This window comes from Brenneria salicis ATCC 15712 = DSM 30166, from assembly GCF_003315515.1.
Lineage (GTDB): Bacteria > Pseudomonadota > Gammaproteobacteria > Enterobacterales > Enterobacteriaceae > Brenneria > Brenneria salicis.
The window spans coordinates 36,610-57,930 of the sequence record NZ_QNRY01000022.1; the positions used below are offsets into that span (position 1 = coordinate 36,610).

14 protein-coding genes are annotated in these 21,321 nt (G+C 54.0%); 4 read left to right on the top strand and 10 right to left on the bottom strand.

Annotation, left to right across the window (positions count from 1 at the left end; translation table 11 throughout):
- Positions 1-57 precede the first annotated feature (57 nt).
- From glnB to DES54_RS10720, 4 genes are all read right to left on the bottom strand, one after another.
- The gene (gene glnB / locus DES54_RS10705) at positions 58-396 is read right to left on the bottom strand and encodes a nitrogen regulatory protein P-II (protein WP_113867223.1); all 339 of its coding nucleotides are present in this window, start codon (positions 394-396) and stop codon (positions 58-60) included.
- 91 nt (positions 397-487) lie between these two features.
- Positions 488-1,825, bottom strand: coding sequence for a two-component system response regulator GlrR (glrR, locus tag DES54_RS10710; protein WP_113867224.1), 1,338 nt, complete (start codon positions 1,823-1,825; stop codon positions 488-490).
- A complete protein-coding gene (gene qseG, locus DES54_RS10715) occupies positions 1,822-2,661 on the bottom strand; it encodes a two-component system QseEF-associated lipoprotein QseG (RefSeq protein ID WP_113867225.1) in 840 nt (279 codons plus the stop codon). The genes glrR and qseG overlap by 4 nt, the downstream gene beginning before the upstream one ends.
- Positions 2,661-4,097 carry a sensor histidine kinase gene (locus DES54_RS10720; protein ID WP_113867227.1) on the bottom strand — a complete coding sequence of 479 codons (1,437 nt, stop codon included), beginning with the start codon at positions 4,095-4,097 and terminating at the stop codon, positions 2,661-2,663. Before DES54_RS10720 ends, qseG begins: the two co-directional genes overlap by 1 nt.
- Before the next feature lie 404 nt (positions 4,098-4,501).
- Between DES54_RS10720 and DES54_RS10725 the strand changes: the two genes are divergently transcribed.
- A complete protein-coding gene (locus DES54_RS10725; RefSeq protein WP_113867228.1) occupies positions 4,502-4,864 on the top strand; it encodes a hypothetical protein in 363 nt (120 codons plus the stop codon).
- 7 nt (positions 4,865-4,871) lie between these two features.
- Here DES54_RS10725 and purL read toward each other — a convergent pair whose 3' ends face one another.
- The gene (gene purL / locus DES54_RS10730) at positions 4,872-8,762 is read right to left on the bottom strand and encodes a phosphoribosylformylglycinamidine synthase (protein WP_500676588.1); all 3,891 of its coding nucleotides are present in this window, start codon (positions 8,760-8,762) and stop codon (positions 4,872-4,874) included.
- 350 nt (positions 8,763-9,112) lie between these two features.
- Between purL and mltF the strand changes: the two genes are divergently transcribed.
- Positions 9,113-10,558, top strand: coding sequence for a membrane-bound lytic murein transglycosylase MltF (mltF, locus tag DES54_RS10740; protein WP_113867230.1), 1,446 nt, complete (start codon positions 9,113-9,115; stop codon positions 10,556-10,558).
- A gap of 7 nt (positions 10,559-10,565) precedes the next feature.
- Here the strand turns inward: mltF and tadA are convergent, their stop codons facing one another.
- From tadA to murQ, 3 genes are all read right to left on the bottom strand, one after another.
- The gene (tadA, locus tag DES54_RS10745; protein ID WP_113867232.1) at positions 10,566-11,072 is read right to left on the bottom strand and encodes a tRNA adenosine(34) deaminase TadA; all 507 of its coding nucleotides are present in this window, start codon (positions 11,070-11,072) and stop codon (positions 10,566-10,568) included.
- A gap of 77 nt (positions 11,073-11,149) precedes the next feature.
- Positions 11,150-11,788 carry a phosphatidylglycerophosphatase C gene (gene yfhb / locus DES54_RS10750; protein WP_113867233.1) on the bottom strand — a complete coding sequence of 213 codons (639 nt, stop codon included), beginning with the start codon at positions 11,786-11,788 and terminating at the stop codon, positions 11,150-11,152.
- A gap of 69 nt (positions 11,789-11,857) precedes the next feature.
- Complete coding sequence (gene murQ, locus DES54_RS10755) at positions 11,858-12,766, bottom strand: N-acetylmuramic acid 6-phosphate etherase (protein ID WP_427846314.1); 909 nt, start codon at positions 12,764-12,766, stop codon at positions 11,858-11,860.
- Positions 12,767-12,964: 198 nt separating this feature from the next.
- Between murQ and lapG the strand changes: the two genes are divergently transcribed.
- Both lapG and lapD read left to right on the top strand, forming a co-directional pair.
- Entirely contained in the window at positions 12,965-13,651 is a 687-nt protein-coding gene (gene lapG, locus DES54_RS10760; protein WP_113867234.1) for a cysteine protease LapG, read from the top strand.
- A gap of 9 nt (positions 13,652-13,660) precedes the next feature.
- Positions 13,661-15,634 carry a cyclic di-GMP receptor LapD gene (gene lapD / locus DES54_RS10765; protein WP_113867236.1) on the top strand — a complete coding sequence of 658 codons (1,974 nt, stop codon included), beginning with the start codon at positions 13,661-13,663 and terminating at the stop codon, positions 15,632-15,634.
- Positions 15,635-15,730: 96 nt separating this feature from the next.
- On the opposite strand, the gene DES54_RS10770 is transcribed toward lapD, so the two are convergent.
- Positions 15,731-16,075 carry a tryptophan synthase subunit beta gene (locus tag DES54_RS10770; protein ID WP_113867237.1) on the bottom strand — a complete coding sequence of 115 codons (345 nt, stop codon included), beginning with the start codon at positions 16,073-16,075 and terminating at the stop codon, positions 15,731-15,733.
- Between the two features lie 114 nt (positions 16,076-16,189).
- The coding region (locus DES54_RS10775) for an immunoglobulin-like domain-containing protein (RefSeq protein WP_113867239.1) at positions 16,190-21,321 on the bottom strand (5,132 nt) is incomplete at its 5' end.

The window sequence follows — 21,321 nt, forward strand, 5'->3', positions numbered from 1 at the left end:
TGCAGACAACGCCGTTGAAGAAGACGCATGATCAGACGCCAATCCACGTCCCGGTGATTAAATCGCTTCTTCGTCTTCTTCACCGGTACGAATACGCACCACCCGCGCCACATCAAAGACAAAGATTTTACCGTCGCCAATTTTGCCGGTCTGTGCCGTCTGCATGATCGTTTCCACACAGGTATCCACGATATCATCGGCAACTATAATCTCAATTTTCACTTTGGGCAGAAAATCAACCATGTACTCAGCGCCACGATACAGTTCCGTGTGACCTTTCTGACGACCAAAACCTTTTACTTCCGTTACCGTCATCCCTGTGATGCCCACTTCAGCTAACGCTTCACGTACATCGTCCAGTTTGAACGGCTTGATAATCGCATCAATTTTTTTCATCGAAGAACCTTTTTATTACCTATGTTGCGGCCAAAGCCGGGCATCAGCGAACAATCAACTTGTCAGATTCCCGTCTGACAAGCTATTAGCATTATTCCTTAAAATCGTTAGCGTCCAACTCATGACGCCCCAACAGTTTATAAAATTCCGTCCGGTTACGACCCGCCATACGCGCGGCCTGCGTGACATTGCCTTTGGCTATCTGCAACAGTTTGCGCAAGTAATTCAACTCGAACTGATGGCGAGCCTCGACAAACGTCGGCAATGCCGTATTTTCACCTTCCAGCGCTTGCTCAACCAGCGCTTCACTGATAACCGGCGCGCTGGTCAGCGCCACGCACTGTTCAATAACGTTAACCAGTTGCCGCACGTTACCCGGCCAACTCGCCGTCATCAACCGTTTCATGGCATCCGTTGAGAAAGTACGCACAAAGGATTTATGCCGGGTTGCCGACTCACGCAACAGATGATTAGCCAGCAGCGGGATATCCTCGGCACGTTCATGCAGGGCGGGCAATTTCATATTCACCACATTCAGCCGATAATACAGATCCTCACGAAACTCGCCTTTTTCCATTGCTTTTGGCAAATCACGGTGAGTCGCGGAAATGATCCGCACATTAATATCCAGATCACGATTACTGCCCAGCGGACGAACCTTGCGCTCCTGTAACACGCGCAGCAGTTTAACTTGCAACGACAGCGGCATATCGCCGATTTCATCCAGAAACAGCGTTCCGCCTTCCGCCGCCTGAAAAAACCCTTCACGGCTGCTGACGGCGCCGGTAAACGCGCCTTTCGCATGACCGAACAGTTCCGACTCAAGCAACGGTTCCGGCAACGCGCCGCAGTTAATGGCGATGAAGGCTTTTTTCGCTCGCGGGCTGGCGGCGTGAATCGCTTGCGCCAGCACCTCTTTTCCTGTTCCGCTCTGTCCGTTAATCAATACGCTGACGTCTGACTGCGCCACCATGCTGGCCTGCTCCAGCAGACGTAGCATCAGCGGGCTGCGCGTGACGATTTTTTCACGCCAGCTTTCATCACCCGCCGGCGCTGAAAGCGCCATTGCTTCATCAATCGCCTTATACAACGTATCACGATCAACCGGCTTGGTAAGAAAACTGAATACGCCTTGTTGCGTTGCCGCCACCGCATCCGGGATCGAACCGTGCGCCGTCAGAATTATGACCGGCATACCGGGTTGATAGCGCTGAATTTCCGCAAACAGCGCCATGCCGTCCATCTCATCCATGCGCAGATCGCTGATAGCCAGATCAAATTGTTCTCTGGTCAGCAGTTTTAACGCTTCCTGACCGCTTTCCGCCGTCATTACGCCGTAGCCTTCGCTGGTCAGACGCATGCCCAACAGCTTCAATAAGCTGGGATCATCATCCACCAGCAATAAATTCGCCGGTTTACGGGCTATCATGGGGTTTTCGGCTCCTTAATCGTGCTCTCTGGCTCCACCGGCGGTGAATAAGTATCTTCTGCTTTGGTCGGCGTGACCGTAGAGTTTTGCACTGCGCCGCGAGTTTCACGGTTTACACCTACATTGCCATTGCCACGATATTCGACATCATTTCCCGGCAACTCGCCCGATAGTTGTTTACGAGACGAAAGCTGACGCTCAATATCCGTCAGGTTCTCCAATTTCCGGGTGGTGGTTTCCAGTTGATATTGCAGATGATTTTGCTGGATGCGCAAGGTATCCAGTTGCTTATCGCTGGATTCTTGCAAACGTTTATAACGCGAGCGTTCATCGGATAACGCCAGCAGCAGGGTTTGTCGATCACGCCAGGTTTGCACCAATGACCTTAATGACGACGGAAAATCCAGACGGTACACATTGAGTTGTTCCAGCATCTGATGTCGTTCTGTCTGGGTTATGCCGGCGTTGTCCAGCAAAATCCCCTGCTTGAAGGCATTTTCCCAACGCCCTTCTTCCAGCCGCAGCGCTTCTTCGCGTGCCTGAAAAGGCGTCAAACGCCCGGCGCAATCCATTGCACGCAGCCAGTAGAGCGCATTATTCATTGCTTCACGATCGTCCACCTGCCACAGGTGCTCACATTGCGCGATGCGGTAATCGGTCACCTGCTCTTTCGGCATAGGGCTTTCCCTGTCCAGCGACGATATGCCGCGATTTACATGGCTATTACAGGCAGCCAGCAACAAGGGGGATAACATCACCACGGCTTTTAGCACGCGGCGCGAAGACACAACAGACAGAATGCGTTGCGGACAAGGACGGTCAAACCATGCATTCATTATTTATTCTCAGACGTTAAAGGCAATTCAATACGAAAACAGACTTCAGCATAGTCAACGGTGATCAGGCTGAGTTCGCCGTGCATACGGCGGATACAATCACGGGCAATGCTCAACCCCAGACCGCTGCCTTTGACGGCGCCTTTGCGCTGATGACTTCCCTGATAAAAAGGTTCAAAAATCATGTCGCGCTCCGCATCAGGGATAGGCGTGCCGTTATTCGCAACATCAATCTGTACCCGATTACCACTCTGACGACTAGCGATCCAAATGTTACCGGATTCCTTGCCATAGTGCACCGCATTGGAATAGAGATTATCAAGCACACGCATCAAAAGCGTGGTCTCCGCCCAACAATGCTCTATATTCAGTTTGACCTCGGTATGCAGCATTTTTGCCCGCGCGGGCAGGCTATGGGACGACACCACAATCTCGACGATTTCTTCAATCTCCACCTGTTCCATTTCCGTGGGGGCATCAGCCAGCTTACGGTTGTAGTCCAGCAGTTGATCGATCAATTGCAGCAGGTGTCGGCTGCTGCTGTCCAGAATTGCGACCACCTCTTTTTGATCGGCGGTCAATGGCCCCGCCACCTCATCGGCCAATAACGCCGTACCTTCACGCAGGCTCGCCAGCGGCGTTTTCAACTCATGGGAGATGTGGCGTAGAAACTCATGACGTTGCGACTCCAGCCAGGAGAGTCGTTCACTCAACCAGATGATACGCTGAGCCAGCGATCGAATTTCGCGCGGCCCTTTAAAGGTACTGGTATTCCCTAACGAGCGGCCCTCGCCCAAGCGATTAATCATCCGCTCGACCCCATTGACCGGGCCGATAATCATCCGGGTAAACAACATCACCAGCATGATGCTGACCAGAAAAAGCAGCAGCGCCTGCCAGCCAAAGAACCGACCTCGTTCGGCAATCGCTTGTTGTAGCTGCTGACCACGGGAAAACACCACATCGCGCGTCATCTGCACCATCTGTCCGTTCGCCTGGGAAAAGCGTTCCAGCAGCCCGGAGGCATTGTGATCCGGGCCGCTGTTATCGCAGCGTAACTCCGCAAGTTGGGTTAAATACTGACGCAGTGTTTGATAGTAGCGTGGATCCGGCAGGATCGGCGCGTGAGCATCGAGGATTTGAGAATATTGCTTACGCTGATTTTGATACAGCGCCGCCAGCGTTTGATCGTCCAGTACGCAATACTGACGATAGCTGCGCTCCATCGCCAACGCGATACTGGTCATCGCTTCGCTGCGGCGAGCGTCCGTCAATGTGGTGCGGTTAATCTCCGCCGCCTGTTCACTGAGCGTATCCAGACTTTGATAAGCCTGATAAGCCAGCACCAGTAAGGGCAACAACACCAGCAAAAAAGCCATGATTACCAATTGCCGCAGAGAACGCGGAAACAAACGCCATCGTTTCAAAGAAATCATCTCGCTACCTACCAACCCGTACTTGATGCTAACTGAATCCGATAAAAACGTCAGGAACGTTTTTCCGATGAGGTATGCGGCGCGTTGCCGTTCAGGATAAAGGGCGCAACAAATTATCATCTGGAATAACTATCATCTGGAATAGCTATCACCGGGAATAATCAGGATATTCATTAACGGGAAATGAGAGGGGAGCGCGGCGATCTGACATTAGCATTACGTGGCCAGAAGAATCGCTCCCGCTGGCCGCGTAACTGAATAGGCGGTGCCTCACTCAACGTGTCGTCCGATGCTTGATAAAATATTATCGGTCTGGTGGACGATAGGCACCCTTTCTTTTGGCGTCATTCCGGGTGTTATGAGCGAGATTTCCGCCCGTCGGCAGTGCAATCATAACCAGTTGAATGAGCAACGTTGTATATTATGCATGGTTTGTGCCAGCTTTAAATAAATTTCTTAATGCAATGATTTTTAATAATTTATTTATTTCAGCATTTTTAAAATCTGAAGCTGACGCTATCCTTCACACTAAAAGCAGCCATTTATGTCGTCAAAAACCGACAGCGTTGCTGCAATTCATCCTTGCCTATATAAATCATGAAGTTAAGTGTCATCAATTAGCGACATTGAAGATTGCGTTTGTCGCAAAAACACGACAGTTTCATCAACAGTTGGAGTTTATGCTTATTTCGCCGCCACTCGCGTTAACCGCAGTTAGCAAAAAGGAGCCGAAGCTCCTTCTGATGATTAACCGACCTTATGATTAACGCACTGTCATCCCAGTTGTCTGCGCGCATTGCGGAACATACGCATCCACGGGCCATCCTCGCCCCACTCTTCCGGGTGCCAGGAGTTGCTGACCGTACGGAATACGCGTTCCGGGTGCGGCATCATTACAGTTGCGCGGCCATTGCCGCTGGTTAGCGCGGTGATGCCGTTTGGCGAACCATTCGGGTTGGCCGGATAATTTTCCGTCACCTGCCCGTAGTTATTCACGTAACGCAAGGCGACCAGATGGTGCTGTTCCAGCGCGCTCAGGTGAGCATCATCACGAACCTCAACACGGCCTTCGCCATGAGAAACCGCAATAGGCATACGTGAACCGGCCATGTCGCTCATGAACAGCGACGGACTCTTTTCAACTTCAACCAGACTGAAACGCGCTTCAAAACGATCTGATTTGTTGCGAACAAACCGCGGCCACAACTCAGCGCCCGGAATCAGTTCCCGCAGGTTCGACATCATCTGGCAGCCATTACACACGCCCAGCGCCAGTGTCTGCGGACGCTGGAAGAACGCGGCGAACTCATCACGCACGCGTGAATTGAACAGAATGGATTTCGCCCAGCCTTCGCCCGCGCCCAGCACGTCGCCATACGAGAAGCCGCCGCACGCCACCAGTGCCTGGAAGTCTTGCAGATCACGGCGTCCCGCCAGCAAATCGCTCATATGAATATCAATGGCATCAAAGCCCGCACGATGGAAAGCCGCCGCCATTTCCACATGGGAGTTGACGCCCTGCTCACGCAATACCGCGACTTTAGGACGTACTTGACGGGCAATATACGGCGCGGCGATATCGTCCTGAGGATCAAAAGTCAACGCCACAGTCAGACCCGGATCGTTTTCATCCTTTTTGGCGGTATGTTCTTGATCGGCGCATTGCGGGTTATCACGCAGGCGCTGCATCTGCCAGGTGGTTTCCGCCCACCAGTTACGCATCGTAATGCGGTTCTCATGGTACACCACCTCTTCGCCGCGCTTGATCATGAAGCGGGAACCGGCTTCAGCCTGACCAAGATAGTGAACGCATTCCGCCAGACCATGCAGAGCCAGGACGCTTTCCGCCTCGGCGCGACGTGACGCGGGGATCTGAATCACCGCGCCCAGTTCTTCATTAAACAAAGTCGCCAGAACGTCTTCACCCTGCGTGGCGATATCAACGTTCACGCCACAGTGTCCGGCGAATGCCATCTCCGCCAGCGTCACCAGCAAACCGCCGTCAGAGCGGTCGTGATACGCCAGCAGGACATTGTCCGCGACCAATTGCTGGATGGCATTAAAGAAGCCGGCCAGTTGCGTCGCGTTGCGGACATCCGCGGTTGTATGCCCCAATTGACGATAAACCTGAGCCAGCGCCGTGGCGCCCAGCGCCTTGTTACCAGCGCCCAGGTCAATCAGCAGCAAGGCATTATCCTGTTCTGCGCGCAATTGAGGGGTGACGGTGCGGCGCACATCTTCCACCCTGGCAAACGCCGAGATCACCAGCGACATCGGCGATGTCATGGCGCGTTCTTCTCCGCCCTCCTGCCAGCGCGTCTTCATCGACATGGAGTCCTTACCAACCGGTATGGTCAACCCCAGCGTCGGACAGAGTTCTTCGCCGATGGCTTTCACCGCATCATAAAGACCGGCATCTTCACCGGGATGTCCTGCCGCCGCCATCCAGTTCGCGGACAATTTCACGCGAGTCAGCGGGCCAATCTGGGTCGCGGCAATGTTGGTCAGGGCTTCGCCCACCGCCAGACGCGCAGACGCGGCGAAGTCACGCAGCGCAACAGGCGCGCGTTCGCCAATCGACATCGCTTCGCCGTGGTAGCTGTCCAGGCTGGCGGTGGTGACCGCACAATCCGCCACCGGCACCTGCCACGGCCCGACCATTTGGTCACGGGCGACCATTCCGGTAACGGTGCGGTCACCGATGGTGATCAGGAAGGTTTTTTCCGCCACTACCGGCAAATGCAGCACACGCTCCACCGCTTCGGCCAGATAAATGCCCTCACGTTTTAGCGGCGTGCCTGCCGCTTGCTTACGTTCAACATCACGCAGCATTTTCGGCGTTTTGCCCAGCAAAACATCCAGCGGCAGATCGATCGGCTGATTGTTGAAATGACGGTCATTGAGCGTCAGGTGCAATTCTTCCGTCGCTTCGCCGATCACCGCATAAGGGGCGCGCTCACGGCGACAAATTTCATCGAAGCGGGCCAGTTGCTCCGGCGCGACGGCCAGTACATAACGCTCTTGCGATTCATTGCACCACACTTCCAGCGGGCTCATACCCGGTTCATCATTCAGGATGTCACGCAACTCAAAACGTCCGCCGCGCCCGCCATCGCTCACCAGTTCCGGCATGGCATTGGATAAGCCGCCCGCGCCCACATCGTGGATAAACAGAATCGGGTTCGCCTCACCCAATTGCCAGCAGCGATCAATCACTTCCTGACAACGGCGCTCCATTTCCGGGTTATCCCGCTGAACAGAGGCAAAATCCAGATCGGCATCGGACTGGCCGGACGCCATTGATGAGGCCGCCCCACCGCCCAGACCGATATTCATGGACGGCCCGCCCAAGACGATCAACTTGGCGCCGACGCCGATCTCGCCTTTTCTGACGTGATCGGCACGGATATTACCGATCCCCCCCGCCAGCATGATTGGCTTATGGTAGCCGCGCAGTTCGCAACCATTATGGCTATCGACCCGCTCTTCATAGGTACGGAAATACCCCGTCAGCGCGGGACGGCCAAACTCATTGTTGAACGCCGCCCCGCCCAGCGGCCCTTCGGTCATGATATCCAGCGCGCTGACAATGCGATCGGGTTTGCCGAATTCTTCCGTTTCCCACGGTTGAATAAAACCAGGGATGCGCAGGTTGGAAACGGAGAAACCCACCAACCCGGCTTTCGGTTTGGCGCCCCGCCCGGTTGCGCCTTCATCGCGGATCTCGCCGCCGGAACCTGTCGCCGCGCCCGGCCACGGGGAAATCGCCGTCGGATGGTTATGCGTTTCCACTTTCATCAGGATATGCGTCTCTTCCTGATGGTAATCATATTTGCCGTGCGTATCGGTATAGAAGCGGCCCACGGCGGAACCTTCCATCACCGCGGCATTATCCTTGTAAGCCGACAACACATGTTCCGGCGTATGCTCAAAGGTGTTCTTGATCATCTTGAACAGCGATTTCGGCTGTTCAACGCCATCAATCACCCAGTCAGCATTAAAAATTTTGTGGCGGCAGTGCTCGGAGTTCGCCTGTGCGAACATGTACAGTTCAATATCCGTCGGGTTGCGACCGAGCTTTTTGAACGCCTCCAGCAAATAATCGATCTCGTCTTCCGCCAATGCCAGCCCCAGACGAATATTTGCCGCTTCCAGCGCCTGGCGTCCCTGTAACAAGACTTCAATACGTTTCAATGGCGCGGGCTGATGATGAGAAAACAGTTGCTCAGCCTGCCGCATGTCGTCAAATACGCTTTCCATCATACGGTCATGCAACAGCGCGCCCAGTTGCCGCCATTGCGCATCATCCAATGTTGGCGCATGGATATAGAATGCCAGGCCACGTTCAAGACGCAGGACCTTGTTCAATCCACAGTTATGCGCGATATCGGTCGCTTTGGAAGACCAGGGAGATATGGTGCCGGGACGTGGCGTCACCAACAACAGTCGGCCTTGCGGCTCGTGTTCAGCGAGAGAAGGGCCGTACTTCAGCAAACGGGTGAGTTTGGCCTGTTCATCGTTGTTCAACGACGCGCTGACATCGGCAAAATGCACGTATTCGGCATAGATATCGCTAACCGGCAAAAAGTGCTCTTTGCAGCGGGCCAGCAATTTATTGATACGAAAAGCCGACAAAGCAGGTGAACCACGCAGTATTTCCATAATCTAAAGTTCTCTCGTCTTCGATGCACTTACTAATAGTGCGGTCGTTGGGCGCTACAGGGGGAAACGCGCGTCATTATAGAGAATCCTGCCCCCGGACGAAACCGTTTGCGTGGCTATTATTGAACATCGCAGGGCGACCACGGTTAATCATTAAGCAAATCAATAAAAGTTGCACGCTGGCGGTTTGTTGCGCAAAATGCCCCGACTCTGCGACTTTATGTACAAAAAAACGCCAGACGCGGTTTTTAACGTCGCTTGCGACGGCCCACAGAGTGGCGGGAGGAACAAATCACCCGCGATGAAAAAACTGCCGTTACAGACAGGCTCGTTAGCCGCTGAGAGACAACTATTTGAAGCCTCTAAAATTAAACTATTTTTTCATCGGGATTATCACGTTACTGCTGGCGCTGGCCTTATGGCCGTCGATCCCCTGGCGCAGCAGCCAGGATATGCAGATTAAACAGATTCTTGCACGCGGAGAGTTGCGCATCAGCACCATTAACTCCCCGCTGACTTACTACACCAATAACGGCGCCCCCGGCGGTCTGGATTATGAACTGGCAAAACGTTTCGCCGATTATCTCGACGTCCGGCTGGTGGTGTCTGCGCGTAAAAATCTGGATGAACTGTTTGACGATCTGGATAACGATAACGCGGATTTGCTGGCGGCCGGTTTGATTTATAACCACGAACGGCAGGGACGTTTCCGCGTCGGCCCCTCTTATTATTCCGTCTCGCAGCAGCTTGTGTATCGGCTGGGCAAGCCGCGTCCCCGGAATATGGAAAAACTGCCGGGGCGACTGGCTGTCACCTCAGGCTCGGCCCACATCGCCACGCTTCGCGATCTGAGAGACAAGAAATATCCCCAACTCAACTGGGAATCGGCCTCAGATCTGACCTCAAATGATCTGTTGAAACAGGTTGCGGACGGCAACCTGGACTACACCATCGCCGATTCCGTGACCATCGGGTTAATGCAACGTATCCATCCGCAACTTGCCGTCGCCTTCGATTTGAGTGATGAAGAACCGGTCACCTGGTATATGCGGCGCGCCCATGACGATAGTCTGTCAGCGGCGCTGCTGGATTTTTTCAGCCAGATGGTTGAAGACGGTACGCTGGCGAGTCTGGAGGAAAAGTACCTCGGCCATGTTGGTGAATTTGATTACGTGGACACCACGACATTCCTGAACGCGATTGATGAAACACTACCTGCATACAGGCCGCTATTTGAAAAGTATGCGACCGAAATCGACTGGAAATTGCTGGCGGCCATCTCCTATCAGGAATCGCACTGGAATTCGCTGGCCACCTCGCCGACCGGCGTTCGCGGCCTTATGATGCTAACCAGAAATACGGCTGAAAGTCTCGACGTGACCGATCGCCTCGATCCTGAACAGAGCATTCGTGGCGGCGCTCAATATATGTCTCATATGATGCAAAAGATGCCGGACACCATTCCTGAAGATGAGAAAATCTGGTTTGCGCTGGCGTCATACAATATGGGATACGCGCATTTGCTGGATGCCAGAAAGCTGACCGAAAAACAGCAAGGCAATCCCGACAGTTGGGTGGACGTAAAAATGCGTCTGCCGATGCTGAGTCAGAAGCGCTACTACGCGCAAACCACTTATGGCTACGCTCGCGGACGACAGGCTTATTACTATGTGGAGAATATTCGTCGCTATATGGTGAGTCTGGAAGGGTATCTGACGGAAAAAGAACACAAAGCAAAGCAACAGCAACTTGCTGCGCAGGCTTATCCGGCGGTGCCAGCCGATAAACTGTCGGAATAAGCCGCGCTTAACCTGCGGCCTTTTTATCCGCTTCCCGACGCGCTTTGTGCTGATCACGCCGCATACGGAAAAAGGCGCTGAGCATAGCCGAACATTCATCGGCCAATAGCCCTGCCTCAATGTTGATCTGATGATTCATACCCGGATGGCGCAGAATATCCACCAGCGACCCCGCCGCACCGGTTTTCTCATCCGCCGCGCCATAAACCAGCCGCCCAATGCGGCTGTAGATCATCGCGCCCGCACACATGATGCACGGCTCCAGCGTCACATAAAGCGTGGCGTTCAACAGGCGATAGTTCTGCAACACCTGCCCCCCTTGACGCAGCGCCATAACCTCGGCATGGGCTGTCGGGTCATGATGACCTATCGGGCGGTTCCAGCCTTCGCCAATCGCCTGATTATCCAGAACCAATACTGCGCCGACCGGTACTTCCCCTTCATCCTGAGCACGCCGGGCCAGCGTCAGCGCATGGCGCATCCAATATTCATCATCCGGTACGTGGCTCACCATGTCCTCGTTCTCTTCTCGGTAACGTGTTGCGGCGGACATTATAACGATAGAATAAGCCGGGACAACCCGGAGGGACATTACTCCAGTTGTTGCAGGCTGCCGTTTGGCGTCACACGCCAGCGGTGCTCACAAAAATAGAGCAGTGGGTTATCCTGTTTGCTGTCGCTGTAGCCGCTGTAGAGTTTCAGCGGCGCACCCAGTTGCCGCTCCATCTGAATGACTTTCTCCCTCCCCAGACAGCGCAAGGTCAACACCCAGCCACCGTAACGGCGCGTCATCTGGCTTCCCATCAGTCGCACCCCCGGCAGGAAAGGCGAATCATGATAAACCTGTTCGACCAGACGCTGGGGCGATCCGGTTACCAGCCAAACCTGCGCATCCGTATCTTGTAAATATGTCGTAAGCCGCGCCTGAACTTCAGGAAAAGGCGTAACCTGACGGCGGAAGTCACTGACAAACTGCTTTTCCAGGCCGTTCAAATGGGCTTCGCCGCGTCCAAAAGTTATCGCCCACAACAGCCAACTCATCGGCCAGCGCGCGGCGCGTCCCTGTAGCGCCAATCCCAGAACAATCACCGGCAGGAGCGGAATAACCAGAACGCTATTGAGCGGCAGACGACGAAGCAAAAAACGCAGGAAGCTGCCAAACATATCTTCCTGATGCAACGTGCCATCCAGATCAAAAAACACCACTCGCGGACTTCGCTTATCGCTCAAAACATCACTCCTTGGTCAAAGCATAGAAAAAGACTTTTCCACCTGACAAATAACCACGCCATCATGAAATCAGCCTATCAGCGCCTCGCGCAGATAACCACCGTGCCGCGCCAGCCGCTGACGCGCCTGCTCCGCGTCCAGGCCGCTCAGGATCATCAGAATCGCCGGCTTGACCTCGTTTTCGGTCTGTAATAGCGCCTGCCGCGCGACATCCGGCTGCACACCTGTCGCTTCCATCACAATGCGGCAGGCACGGTCAAGCAATTTGACGTTGGTTGCCTTCACATCCACCATCAGATTCTGATACACCTTTCCCAGCTTTACCATCACGCCGGTGGAAATCATATTCAGCACCAGCTTTTGCGCCGTTCCCGATTTCAGCCGGGTCGATCCCGTTAACGCTTCCGGCCCGACAACAAGAGAAATCGCGATCTGCGCTTCCTGCGCGATGGGTGAATCAGGATTACAGGATATCGCCGCGGTCCGGCAACCCATGCGCCGGGCATAGCGCAGCGCACCGATAACATAAGGCGTTCTGCCCGATGCCGCCAGCCCGATAACCATATCATCAGCCGTCAGGTCAAGGGCTACCAGATCCGCTTCGCCTAATTGCGGATTGTCCTCCGCGCCTTCCACCGCCTTGAGCAGCGCGCCCGGCCCTCCCGCTATCAGGCCGATCACCAGACCATGCGGGACACCGAAGGTCGGCGGACACTCAGAAGCATCCAGCACGCTAAGCCGTCCGCTGGTTCCCGCGCCAAGATAAATCAGCCGGCCACCTGCTTTAAGCGCATCCGTCGCCCGCTCGACCGCCTCGGCAATCGTCGGCAACACCCGCCCGACGGCCTCCGGCACCTTCCTGTCTTCCTGATTGAACGCGCGCATCATGTCCAGCGTAGACAGCGTATCCAACATCATCGTGGCGGGGTTACGGGTTTCAGATACCAGTGCGCCCAAGCGGAGATCGCCTGAATTCATTGCGTCTGCCTTCATCCTGCTTACCTCATCATTTTCGCCGCTTTTATTGTGGCGATTGCTGGCGATCATTGTCCGGCGCTCATAGTAATCTCTTTTTGCTATTATAAAAGTAAGCTACTCTGCAACAGTCTGTATAACTTAATTTATTCCGTCTTCACACAGCGAAAACAGGCCTTGAGGGCAAACAGAGAAACATCAGTGCGATATCACGGGACTAAAGCATCCTATTGCAAACTATTTTTTATCTGCTGTCTGCTGTTTCTGCTGGCGGGTTCCCTGCGCGCCGACTGGGACTTTGTTACCATCGCCCAACGCACCGAACGACTTTATGGCCCGATGCCGCCGGGCGCCGATTCGCGGATTGAAGGATGGCAGACCTTACTGGCGACGCCGCGTAGTACCGAAGAAAAGAAGTTGCTGGAAACCGTAAACCGTTTTTTTAATGATCTCTTACTGTTTCGGGATGATATCGTCATCTGGAATCAGGAAGATTACTGGGCAAGCCCGATCGAAACGCTGCGCAAAGGCGCGGCGGACTGTGAAGACTTCGCCATCGCCAAATATTTTACCCTGCGTCAATTAGGGGTATCCGGCGAAAAACTGCGCATTACTTACGTTAAAGCATTGCGCCTGAATAGAGCCCATATGGTGCTTACCTACTATCCAACGCCGACCGCCATTCCGCTGGTGCTGGATAATCTGACGGATAAGATCCAACCGGCGACGCAGCGCGACGATTTACTGCCGGTCTATTCCTTCAACGGCGCAGGTTTATGGTTGCCGGGAGCAAGCGGCAACAAACGTGTGGGCGACAGTAAACGACTTTCACGCTGGCAGGATTTGTTAACTAAAATGCGTGCCGAAGGATTTTCAATTGAGGAGTAGGATGAGGCTATGTCTCTATATAAACAATTACTGATAGCCATCTGCCTGTTCGTGCTGATTATCTTCAGCGGCAGTTTTTTCGTCAGTCTGGAAAACTCCCGTGAACACTCCAATAACCAGCTTCAATCCCACGCGCAGGATGCGGCCACCGCACTCGGCTTGTCTCTGACCCCCAATATTGACGATCCGGCGATGGTGGAACTGATGGTCAGTTCCATTTTCGACAGCGGTTATTTCTCCAGCATCCGTATTCGGGATTTAAAAACCGGTAAAATCACGCTGACGCGTCAATCTTCGCCGGAAATACCGAATGTCCCCGCCTGGTTCGTCCGGCTGGTTAATCTCCAGCCCGGCGTGGGCGAAGCCATCATTATGCGGGGATGGGAACAGGCGGCCAAGGTTGAGGTGGCCAGCCATCCCATGTTCGCCGTCACCCGCTTATGGAAGAGTAGTTCGGCCACCCTCCTGTGGTTGCTTGGCTGCGGTTCGCTGGGCGTATTGATCGGCGCCGTTCTGTTGCGCCGCCAGTTACGTCCTTTGGATTACATTGTTGAACAATCGCTGGCGATAACGCGCCGGGAATTCCTTAATCAGCCGAATTTACCCAATACTCCGGAATTCCGCCGGGTGGCGCAAGCCATGAACCTGATGGTCAGCCAACTCAAAACCCTGTTTGAAGAGGAAGCGGAACGAAGCGAGTGCTTGCGACAGGATGCCTACCAGGACCCGCAGACCGGGCTGGCCAATCGTCGCGCTTTCGATATGCAATTTAATGACAAGTTGGAAGATGAAGAAACCGCGCCCGGTTTTCTGATTATGATCCGCATACAGGATCTCGCAGGAATGAATCAACGGCTGGGTGGTCAGCGCACCGATGCGCTGCTGACTTCGATTGGTCAGATTATGCGTCATATCCAAAAGCAGCATAGCGAAGCGGAAAGTATTCTGGCGCGTATCCGCGGGGGGGAATTCGCCATGCTGTGCCCCGGTCTGGTGGATAAAGAAGCTTACGCGCTGGTCGGCGATCTGTCGCGCAATATTGAAACGTTGAACCACACCGGAGAAACCGATGTATCGCCGGTAGCCAGATTCGCCATAGTGCCATTCCGCGCCGGCGATTCGGCATCATCGTTGCTGGTGCAGGGCGATCAGGCGCTTACCAGAGCCGAAAGCAATTCCGACACCACCATTTCTGATGAATCTCATCTGGCGCCTGCTCAGATGGAAACCGACCGGCATAGGTGGTTCAACCGGCTTGATCCCATTCTGCAACAAGGCCGTTTACAACTATTCCTGCAACCGGTGGTGGATTGTCTAGAACCTGAGCGGGTACTGCACCATAAAGTGCTGGCAAGAATCGAGGATGAACAAGGCAACAGCATTGCCGCGGGGCGTTTCCTTCCCTGGGTGCAACGCTTTGGTTGGCACACCCGGCTGGATCAGATCATGCTGCAACAGGTATTGGCGTATTTACGCCAATACCCCGGCAACCTGGCGCTCAGCCTGTCCGGTAATACCGTTCTTGATCTGCCGTTAATGGCGCAATTGCTCGCGCCGCTAAAACATCAACCCGCGCTGGCGAAACGGCTGATTCTGGAACTGGATGAAAATCATTTGCCGGACACCGCACAGCTTGAGGCATTAATCAAACTGCTCAATGAACACGGCTGCACATTGGGGCTGCAACACTTCGGCGGTCGGTTTAATATGATCGGTAATTTATCCCAATGGGGACTGGCCTACCTGAAAGTCGATGGCAGCTATATTCGCAATATCGATCAGGAAGCGGATAAAAAGATGTTTATTGAAGCGTTATATCGCGCCACCAACAGTATTGCGCTGCCGCTGATTGCCGAACGCGTGGAAACCATTGGCGAATTGAACGTTCTTCAGGAAATGGGGTTGCAAGGCGCAATGGGCCGTCTGCTGGGTGAACCGGTGCCAGCCGCCGATATAACGGCGCCGCGCGTCAGTCAACCTTAGAATAAAGCCGCAAAAAAATCCCCGGCGCGATTGCCGGGGAATAAGCAGGATGTCGGAACGCGTTCAGCAAAAAATGCGCCCTTATCTCAGCCAGCATCAGAACATCCCGTCTTCATCATCGCCAATCAACTTGTTCAAACTGCCGTTCAACGCTTCACGCGCCTGAGTACGACTGATCAACTTTAGCTGAGCCGCTGGCGGGAAATCGGTAATGTTGATGAGTCCTTTTTGCATCAAAACCTGAATCAAATCCTCAAGTACGCGCACCATTTCCCGATCGCTTTGGCGCAGTTGCTGCAAACTGGCCTGCGTAACCTCATGGCTGTTGAGCCATTCCAGCGCTTCTGCGGAATCGTCAGGCAATTCGCCATTCATTTCGGGAAAAGGACTCTCATCAACCTTGAGCAGGTAACCATCACTATCGCGCTGGATATAAAACATATTCAGAGGCCTTGTTAAGTGTTCTTGAAGAAAACATGAAGCCGACAGAATCCTTTGAAAGCCCCTTTTACTGCCATTACCCCAGTCTGCCGGGGCTGTTTACCGAAGTTCTTTTCAGCTTTCCGCATGTTCCGGTTTGCTGATCAAACTCTCAAGCGACGGCAGCGCGCCATTATAGTTATCAAGCGTAATGGATACCGCGACCGTACCGCCGTTATCCGCGGTAAAATTACCTTCCGTACTGACTTCGATGGTTGGCGAACCGTCGTTACCCTGAATGCGAATGTAACGGCTGATGTCGGTTCCCTCTTCAAGTTCACCGACCAGATCGCTCAAATCGATCCGGTCGCCTTCGCTGGCGTTGAAATCCTTGATTACATCATGGCCGGTGTCGCCAGACTGCCATTTAAAGGTATCCGCCCCCGAACCGCCGGTAAGGATATTATCGCCTTTACCGCCTAGCAGAATATCGTTGCCCTGACCGCCAAACAATTGGTCATTGCCGCTGCCGCCATGCAGTTCATCATTGCCTGCGCTGCCAAAATAGATGGTGGACGCCTTACTGGTATTGCCCTCGATATCGGTCACCTGCATGCTGATCGATTTGGCGTCACTGCCGGATGTGGTGAGGGCTAACTGCGACAGGAAGCTGTTCCAGTCGCTGATGCTTTCACCCGCGCTATCCCTGGACGTTATCGTCAACACATCGCCATCGTCTTGATGCGCAACAGTAAACAACTCATTATCCGGCAACGATATTTTATCGTCTGCGCCCAGACCGTCGGCCTTGATGACCACCTCTTTCAGATCCAGAGAATCCGCATCGGCGATGGTTACCTGCGCGTTGAACGTCGTGGCGACATCATCCTGCGGAAGCGTGGTGATATCTCCCGCACCGATGAGCTTGAAGGAGCCTATCTGGATATCATCCATTATGTTGGCGTAATTATCCAGCGGGTTGCATTCAACAGCCAGTTCACCGCTGCCATTTGTCGGCAACACATCATCCGGCAGCGAAATCTGAATAACGCTGAACTTGTCATCCAGATAATCAGCATCCGTGCGTTTGGCCGTATCCTGATAGGTTTTCGCCCAGGTTTCCAACGCCGCGACATCTTGCGCGCCGTAGGTCACGCCATCCAGCACGAAGGTGACGCCATCATGCAAAACTTCAACCGAGGCGTTCAACGCATCATCCGGGAAGTAGTCAACCCATTGACCATTCTCGAACTCGCCGTCTGTCAGCCAGTTATAATTAGCCGTATCCGGCGTGGTAATCTTCAACAGCGCAATGCCATTGAAAGAAATCACCACCTGTAATGGCGTGCCATTCGCCCCGCCATTACCAGAAATACCATTATTCCAGCCCAGTTCCATCTGGATAACCGAACCGGCAGTCAAGCCATCAACCTGCTGCCAGACTTTCGGCAGTTCCCCGGACGGCAGACCGCTTTGCGCGATACGTTGACCGAGATAATCATAATCGGTCGCAATCATGCCTTTATCTTTATCCGCCAGCGAGAAGAAAGCGCCCTTCCAGCTTGTCGGCTCGTTGGTATTCCATTGCCCATTCCAGCCATCACCCGCTCCGCCATTCAGATCGCCGTTGTCGGAAATTTCTTGCACCTCGCCGACAAGCTCAATGACCTCCGGCGCCTGACCAGTTTCAGGAGCATTCGCTTCACCTTTGAGCGTAATCACCACATCCGCGGTTGCCGCGTCACCATCGCTATCTTTGACGGTGTAAGAGAATTTCATTTCCGGTTGATCGCCCACCGCCATACTATCTCTGGCTTCACGGCTCATTTCAAACGTGTAAGAACCATCCGATTTCCCGGTAAATGTCCCGTATTCGTTCACAATGACATAGGTGCCGTCGGCTTGTTGCGTGGCATTATTCCAAATCACGCCTTCCACCCCGGCGCCATCGGCGCCAATCTGGTAAGCGTCGCCGTCAATCTGTCCCTCGATTCTGGGCATATCATCCACCGCAGAGATGGTGGCATAAAGATCAAACGCATTGGAGGCGTTTTCCCATGTATATACCTTGGAAACCGGCGTACCGTATTCGCCGTTCTTGAAGCCGTCGATCGTGAACTCGAAAGTTCGGTCACCTACGGTAAACGTCTTCGTCAGGGTAGCCTGATCAATTTCAACAATATCGCGCTGGGCTTCAGCGGAAAGTTCTCTTTGCTCCCAATGACCCGGCCACCACCACTTTCCCGGCACCCACACATTTTCCGTATTGGCCGTTTCCGTATGCGTCAATTTTATCGTATGGGTGATTTCGTGGTTTTCACCATCAATCATGACGTTAAAATTCACCACCAAATCAGTCGAGTCGAGCACCCCGCCCGTTACCGGATAGTTAAGATGCGTAAACGCCCCTAACTTAAAGGTGGAACCGATCAAACTCTCTGAACTGCTATTACGATAATCTTCATTATCGTAATAATCATATCCCGAACGCCCGGAGCCGGTGCCATTCCCCCAACGCAGTTGCTCGTAGTAGCTATCGGCGCTATCCGTATCCGTGGAACTACCGTTAGCATCTCTTTGATAGTTGGCATTCACAAACCCGCCCTGAAGACCGGTGACGATCACCTCGCTCACAGGCACCGATAGCGTGTTTTCAACATTCTGAGCAACCGGCGCATCGTCTTCAACCACTACTGTTAGCGTCGTATTGCTGGTGTTGCCATATTGATCGGCAACCTTAACGCCCACATTGAAGTCAAACGTATCCTCTTCCGTCGTATTCGAATGATCGATGGAACGGTGTAATTCCACGTTGTATTCACCCGAATCGTCGATGGAGAGGGTGACGACTTTACCTGCCGTCGTCGAGCCGATGAGCGTTTTGCCATCCTGAGACAACGCCCAGGAAACAGATTGCCCCTCAGACGTCAGCGCCGGCGCATTCGCGTCAGGCACAACCAGCGTTACCGTGGTCGGGTGCGGGTGCTCAACCGTTATTGTACCGCTGCTGAAGCGTGAATCCGTTGTATCATTATCGCCACGGGTATCAGGCGCACCGCCGGACAAGCCTTCTTCAGAGACATGGGTCTTACCCGCCGTGAGCCTCGGTTCTTGATCATTGTCGATCACCGTACTTGAGGCGGTATCCTGAGAACTTATCGCCAACGCCTCAAATGCGCCGTTCGGATCCGTCACCCCAGTGATCGTCACGACCAGTTGTTCGTCAGACTCCCTAACCTGATCATCCACGGCGTCTACCACAAATGTCGTAGATGAGCCGCCGGTAATCGTGACGCTGGTTGGGCGGCCCGTGGTATCGCTGTTATTCGCCGCGTCGCCGCTCCAACTCAGCGAGACATCGACGGACTTGCCTGCCGGCAGTTCCACGGCTTTACCTGTGCTATCCACCAGTTTTACCGTGTAATTCAGTGCGCCGCCTTCAGATACCATCGGCTGATCCACACTGATGACCGCATAAACGGTGTCATCCGAGTCCGGCACGACTTCATCGGTGATTGTCAGCGTCACGTCACTGCCTTTGGTCAGATTTTCGAACACCTGGGTTCCCGAGCCCTGTTCGGTGATCCTATCGATACCTACCGTCTGCCGACGCTCGCCGACAAAAACATTATCATCAACCGTCTTCGTTACCGTACCGAGCGTCGAGCCTGCCGCGATCGTGACCGTCTTGCCATTAGACAGAGCAATCATCAAACCACCGTGATCACTCAAATCAGCACCCTGTGGACCGGACAATTCAACCGTGTAGGTGACCTCGCCCCCTTCCTCGACCGGATTTGGCGACACGCTCAACACCGCCGTCACCATATCAACGGTATCGACCACATTTGCTTCAGCGGGCGCTCCCAATGTCAGGTTCTCGAACAATGTGCCGTCAGCGGACTGCGCATCCTGCAATGCCACCGTCAACGATGCGCCATCCTGATATACGTCATCGCCCTGAGCCGCGCGGCTATAGATCATCTCAGTCGTGCCTTGGGCGATAGTGACGGTCTTACCGCCGTCCAACGTGACGACCACATCACGATCCAGTTGCTTATTAAGGGAAACGGTAAAGGTCTGCGTTTCATTCTCGGCGAACTCAGGCTTATTGGACTGAATCGACACAATAAGCGCATCGCCCTGGTTTGGATCGCCCGGATTTCCCGGCGTCCCCGGTTCATCCGCTACCGTGGTCGTCACCGGATTATCGTTCAGCGTCAACTTCTCAAACGCCTCACCGCCGCTCACCGACACTAATTGATTCATCACAGCCGGTTGACCGCCGACAAACACATCGTCTTTCGCCACCAGCGTCACCGAACCGCTCGCGCTATTCGCCGGCACCGTCACTATTGTGCCGTCGGTCAGCGTAAACGTCAGCGCAGCGTGGTTGCTTATCGGCAAACCAGCCTGAGTGCTTAGCGTCACGGAATACGTGAAACTTTCGCCTTCCGCCACTGTATTCTTATCCACCGTCAGCGTCGCAATACCCTCATTCACCGTATCGGTTACCGTCACCGTGGCGGTATCGCTGCTGTCCAGTTGCTCGAAGTTATGCGCGCCGCTGTCGGTCACACTGACCGTATAGCTTTCACCGTCCTGATAGACATCATCGCCCTGCACCGCAAAGGCGGTTGAGGTGCCAACCGCACTGTTGGCGGCAAAGGTGATGGTCGCGCCATTGCTGAGCGTAACGGTAAATTCGCGGTCGGTCGGCTGGCTTAATGTCGCACCGATGGTGGCGGTGCCGCTGCCTTCTGTCACCGTGATGTCGCCCAGTGTTAGTGTGGTGGCGTCGCTGTTATCCACCACCGTGGTGGTGGTTGTGCTGCTGGTATCCAGCGCTTCATAGTTGCCGCCAGACGTTTCTTTGATGCCGATGGTCAGCGCGTCATCGCCTTGCCGGTAGCTATCATCAGCACGTGACTCAACCTGAACCGTGCTGGTACGTTCACCGACCGGAATGGTGAGGGTCTGGTCATTACTCAGTGTAATGACCAGCGGGCTGCCGGTGACCGGCGTGCCTACCGTGGCGGTGACGGTAAATGCGCCGCCTTCAGTCACCTGATTGTCCGAGCTCAGGGTGATAGCGGTGGTGTCTTCCGTATCCGTCACGGTGACGGTCGCGGTATCGCTGCTGTCCAGTTGCTCGAAGTTATGTTCACCGGCATCGACGACACTCACTGCATAGCTTTCACCGTCCTGATAGACATCATCGCCTTGTACCGCAAACGCCGTTGACGTCGCGGTGGCACTGTTGGCGG

Coding starts and splice junctions, on each gene's coding strand:
- lapD (WP_113867236.1), top strand. CDS start 13,661: ATGTCTCTATATAAACAATTACTGATAGCCATCTGCCTGTTCGTGCTG.
- DES54_RS10720 (WP_113867227.1), bottom strand. CDS start 4,097: ATGATTTCTTTGAAACGATGGCGTTTGTTTCCGCGTTCTCTGCGGCAA.
- DES54_RS10770 (WP_113867237.1), bottom strand. CDS start 16,075: ATGTTTTATATCCAGCGCGATAGTGATGGTTACCTGCTCAAGGTTGAT.
- glrR (WP_113867224.1), bottom strand. CDS start 1,825: ATGATAGCCCGTAAACCGGCGAATTTATTGCTGGTGGATGATGATCCC.
- qseG (WP_113867225.1), bottom strand. CDS start 2,661: ATGAATGCATGGTTTGACCGTCCTTGTCCGCAACGCATTCTGTCTGTT.
- tadA (WP_113867232.1), bottom strand. CDS start 11,072: ATGGTGAGCCACGTACCGGATGATGAATATTGGATGCGCCATGCGCTG.
- murQ (WP_427846314.1), bottom strand. CDS start 12,766: ATGAATTCAGGCGATCTCCGCTTGGGCGCACTGGTATCTGAAACCCGT.
- glnB (WP_113867223.1), bottom strand. CDS start 396: ATGAAAAAAATTGATGCGATTATCAAGCCGTTCAAACTGGACGATGTA.
- DES54_RS10725 (WP_113867228.1), top strand. CDS start 4,502: ATGAGCAACGTTGTATATTATGCATGGTTTGTGCCAGCTTTAAATAAA.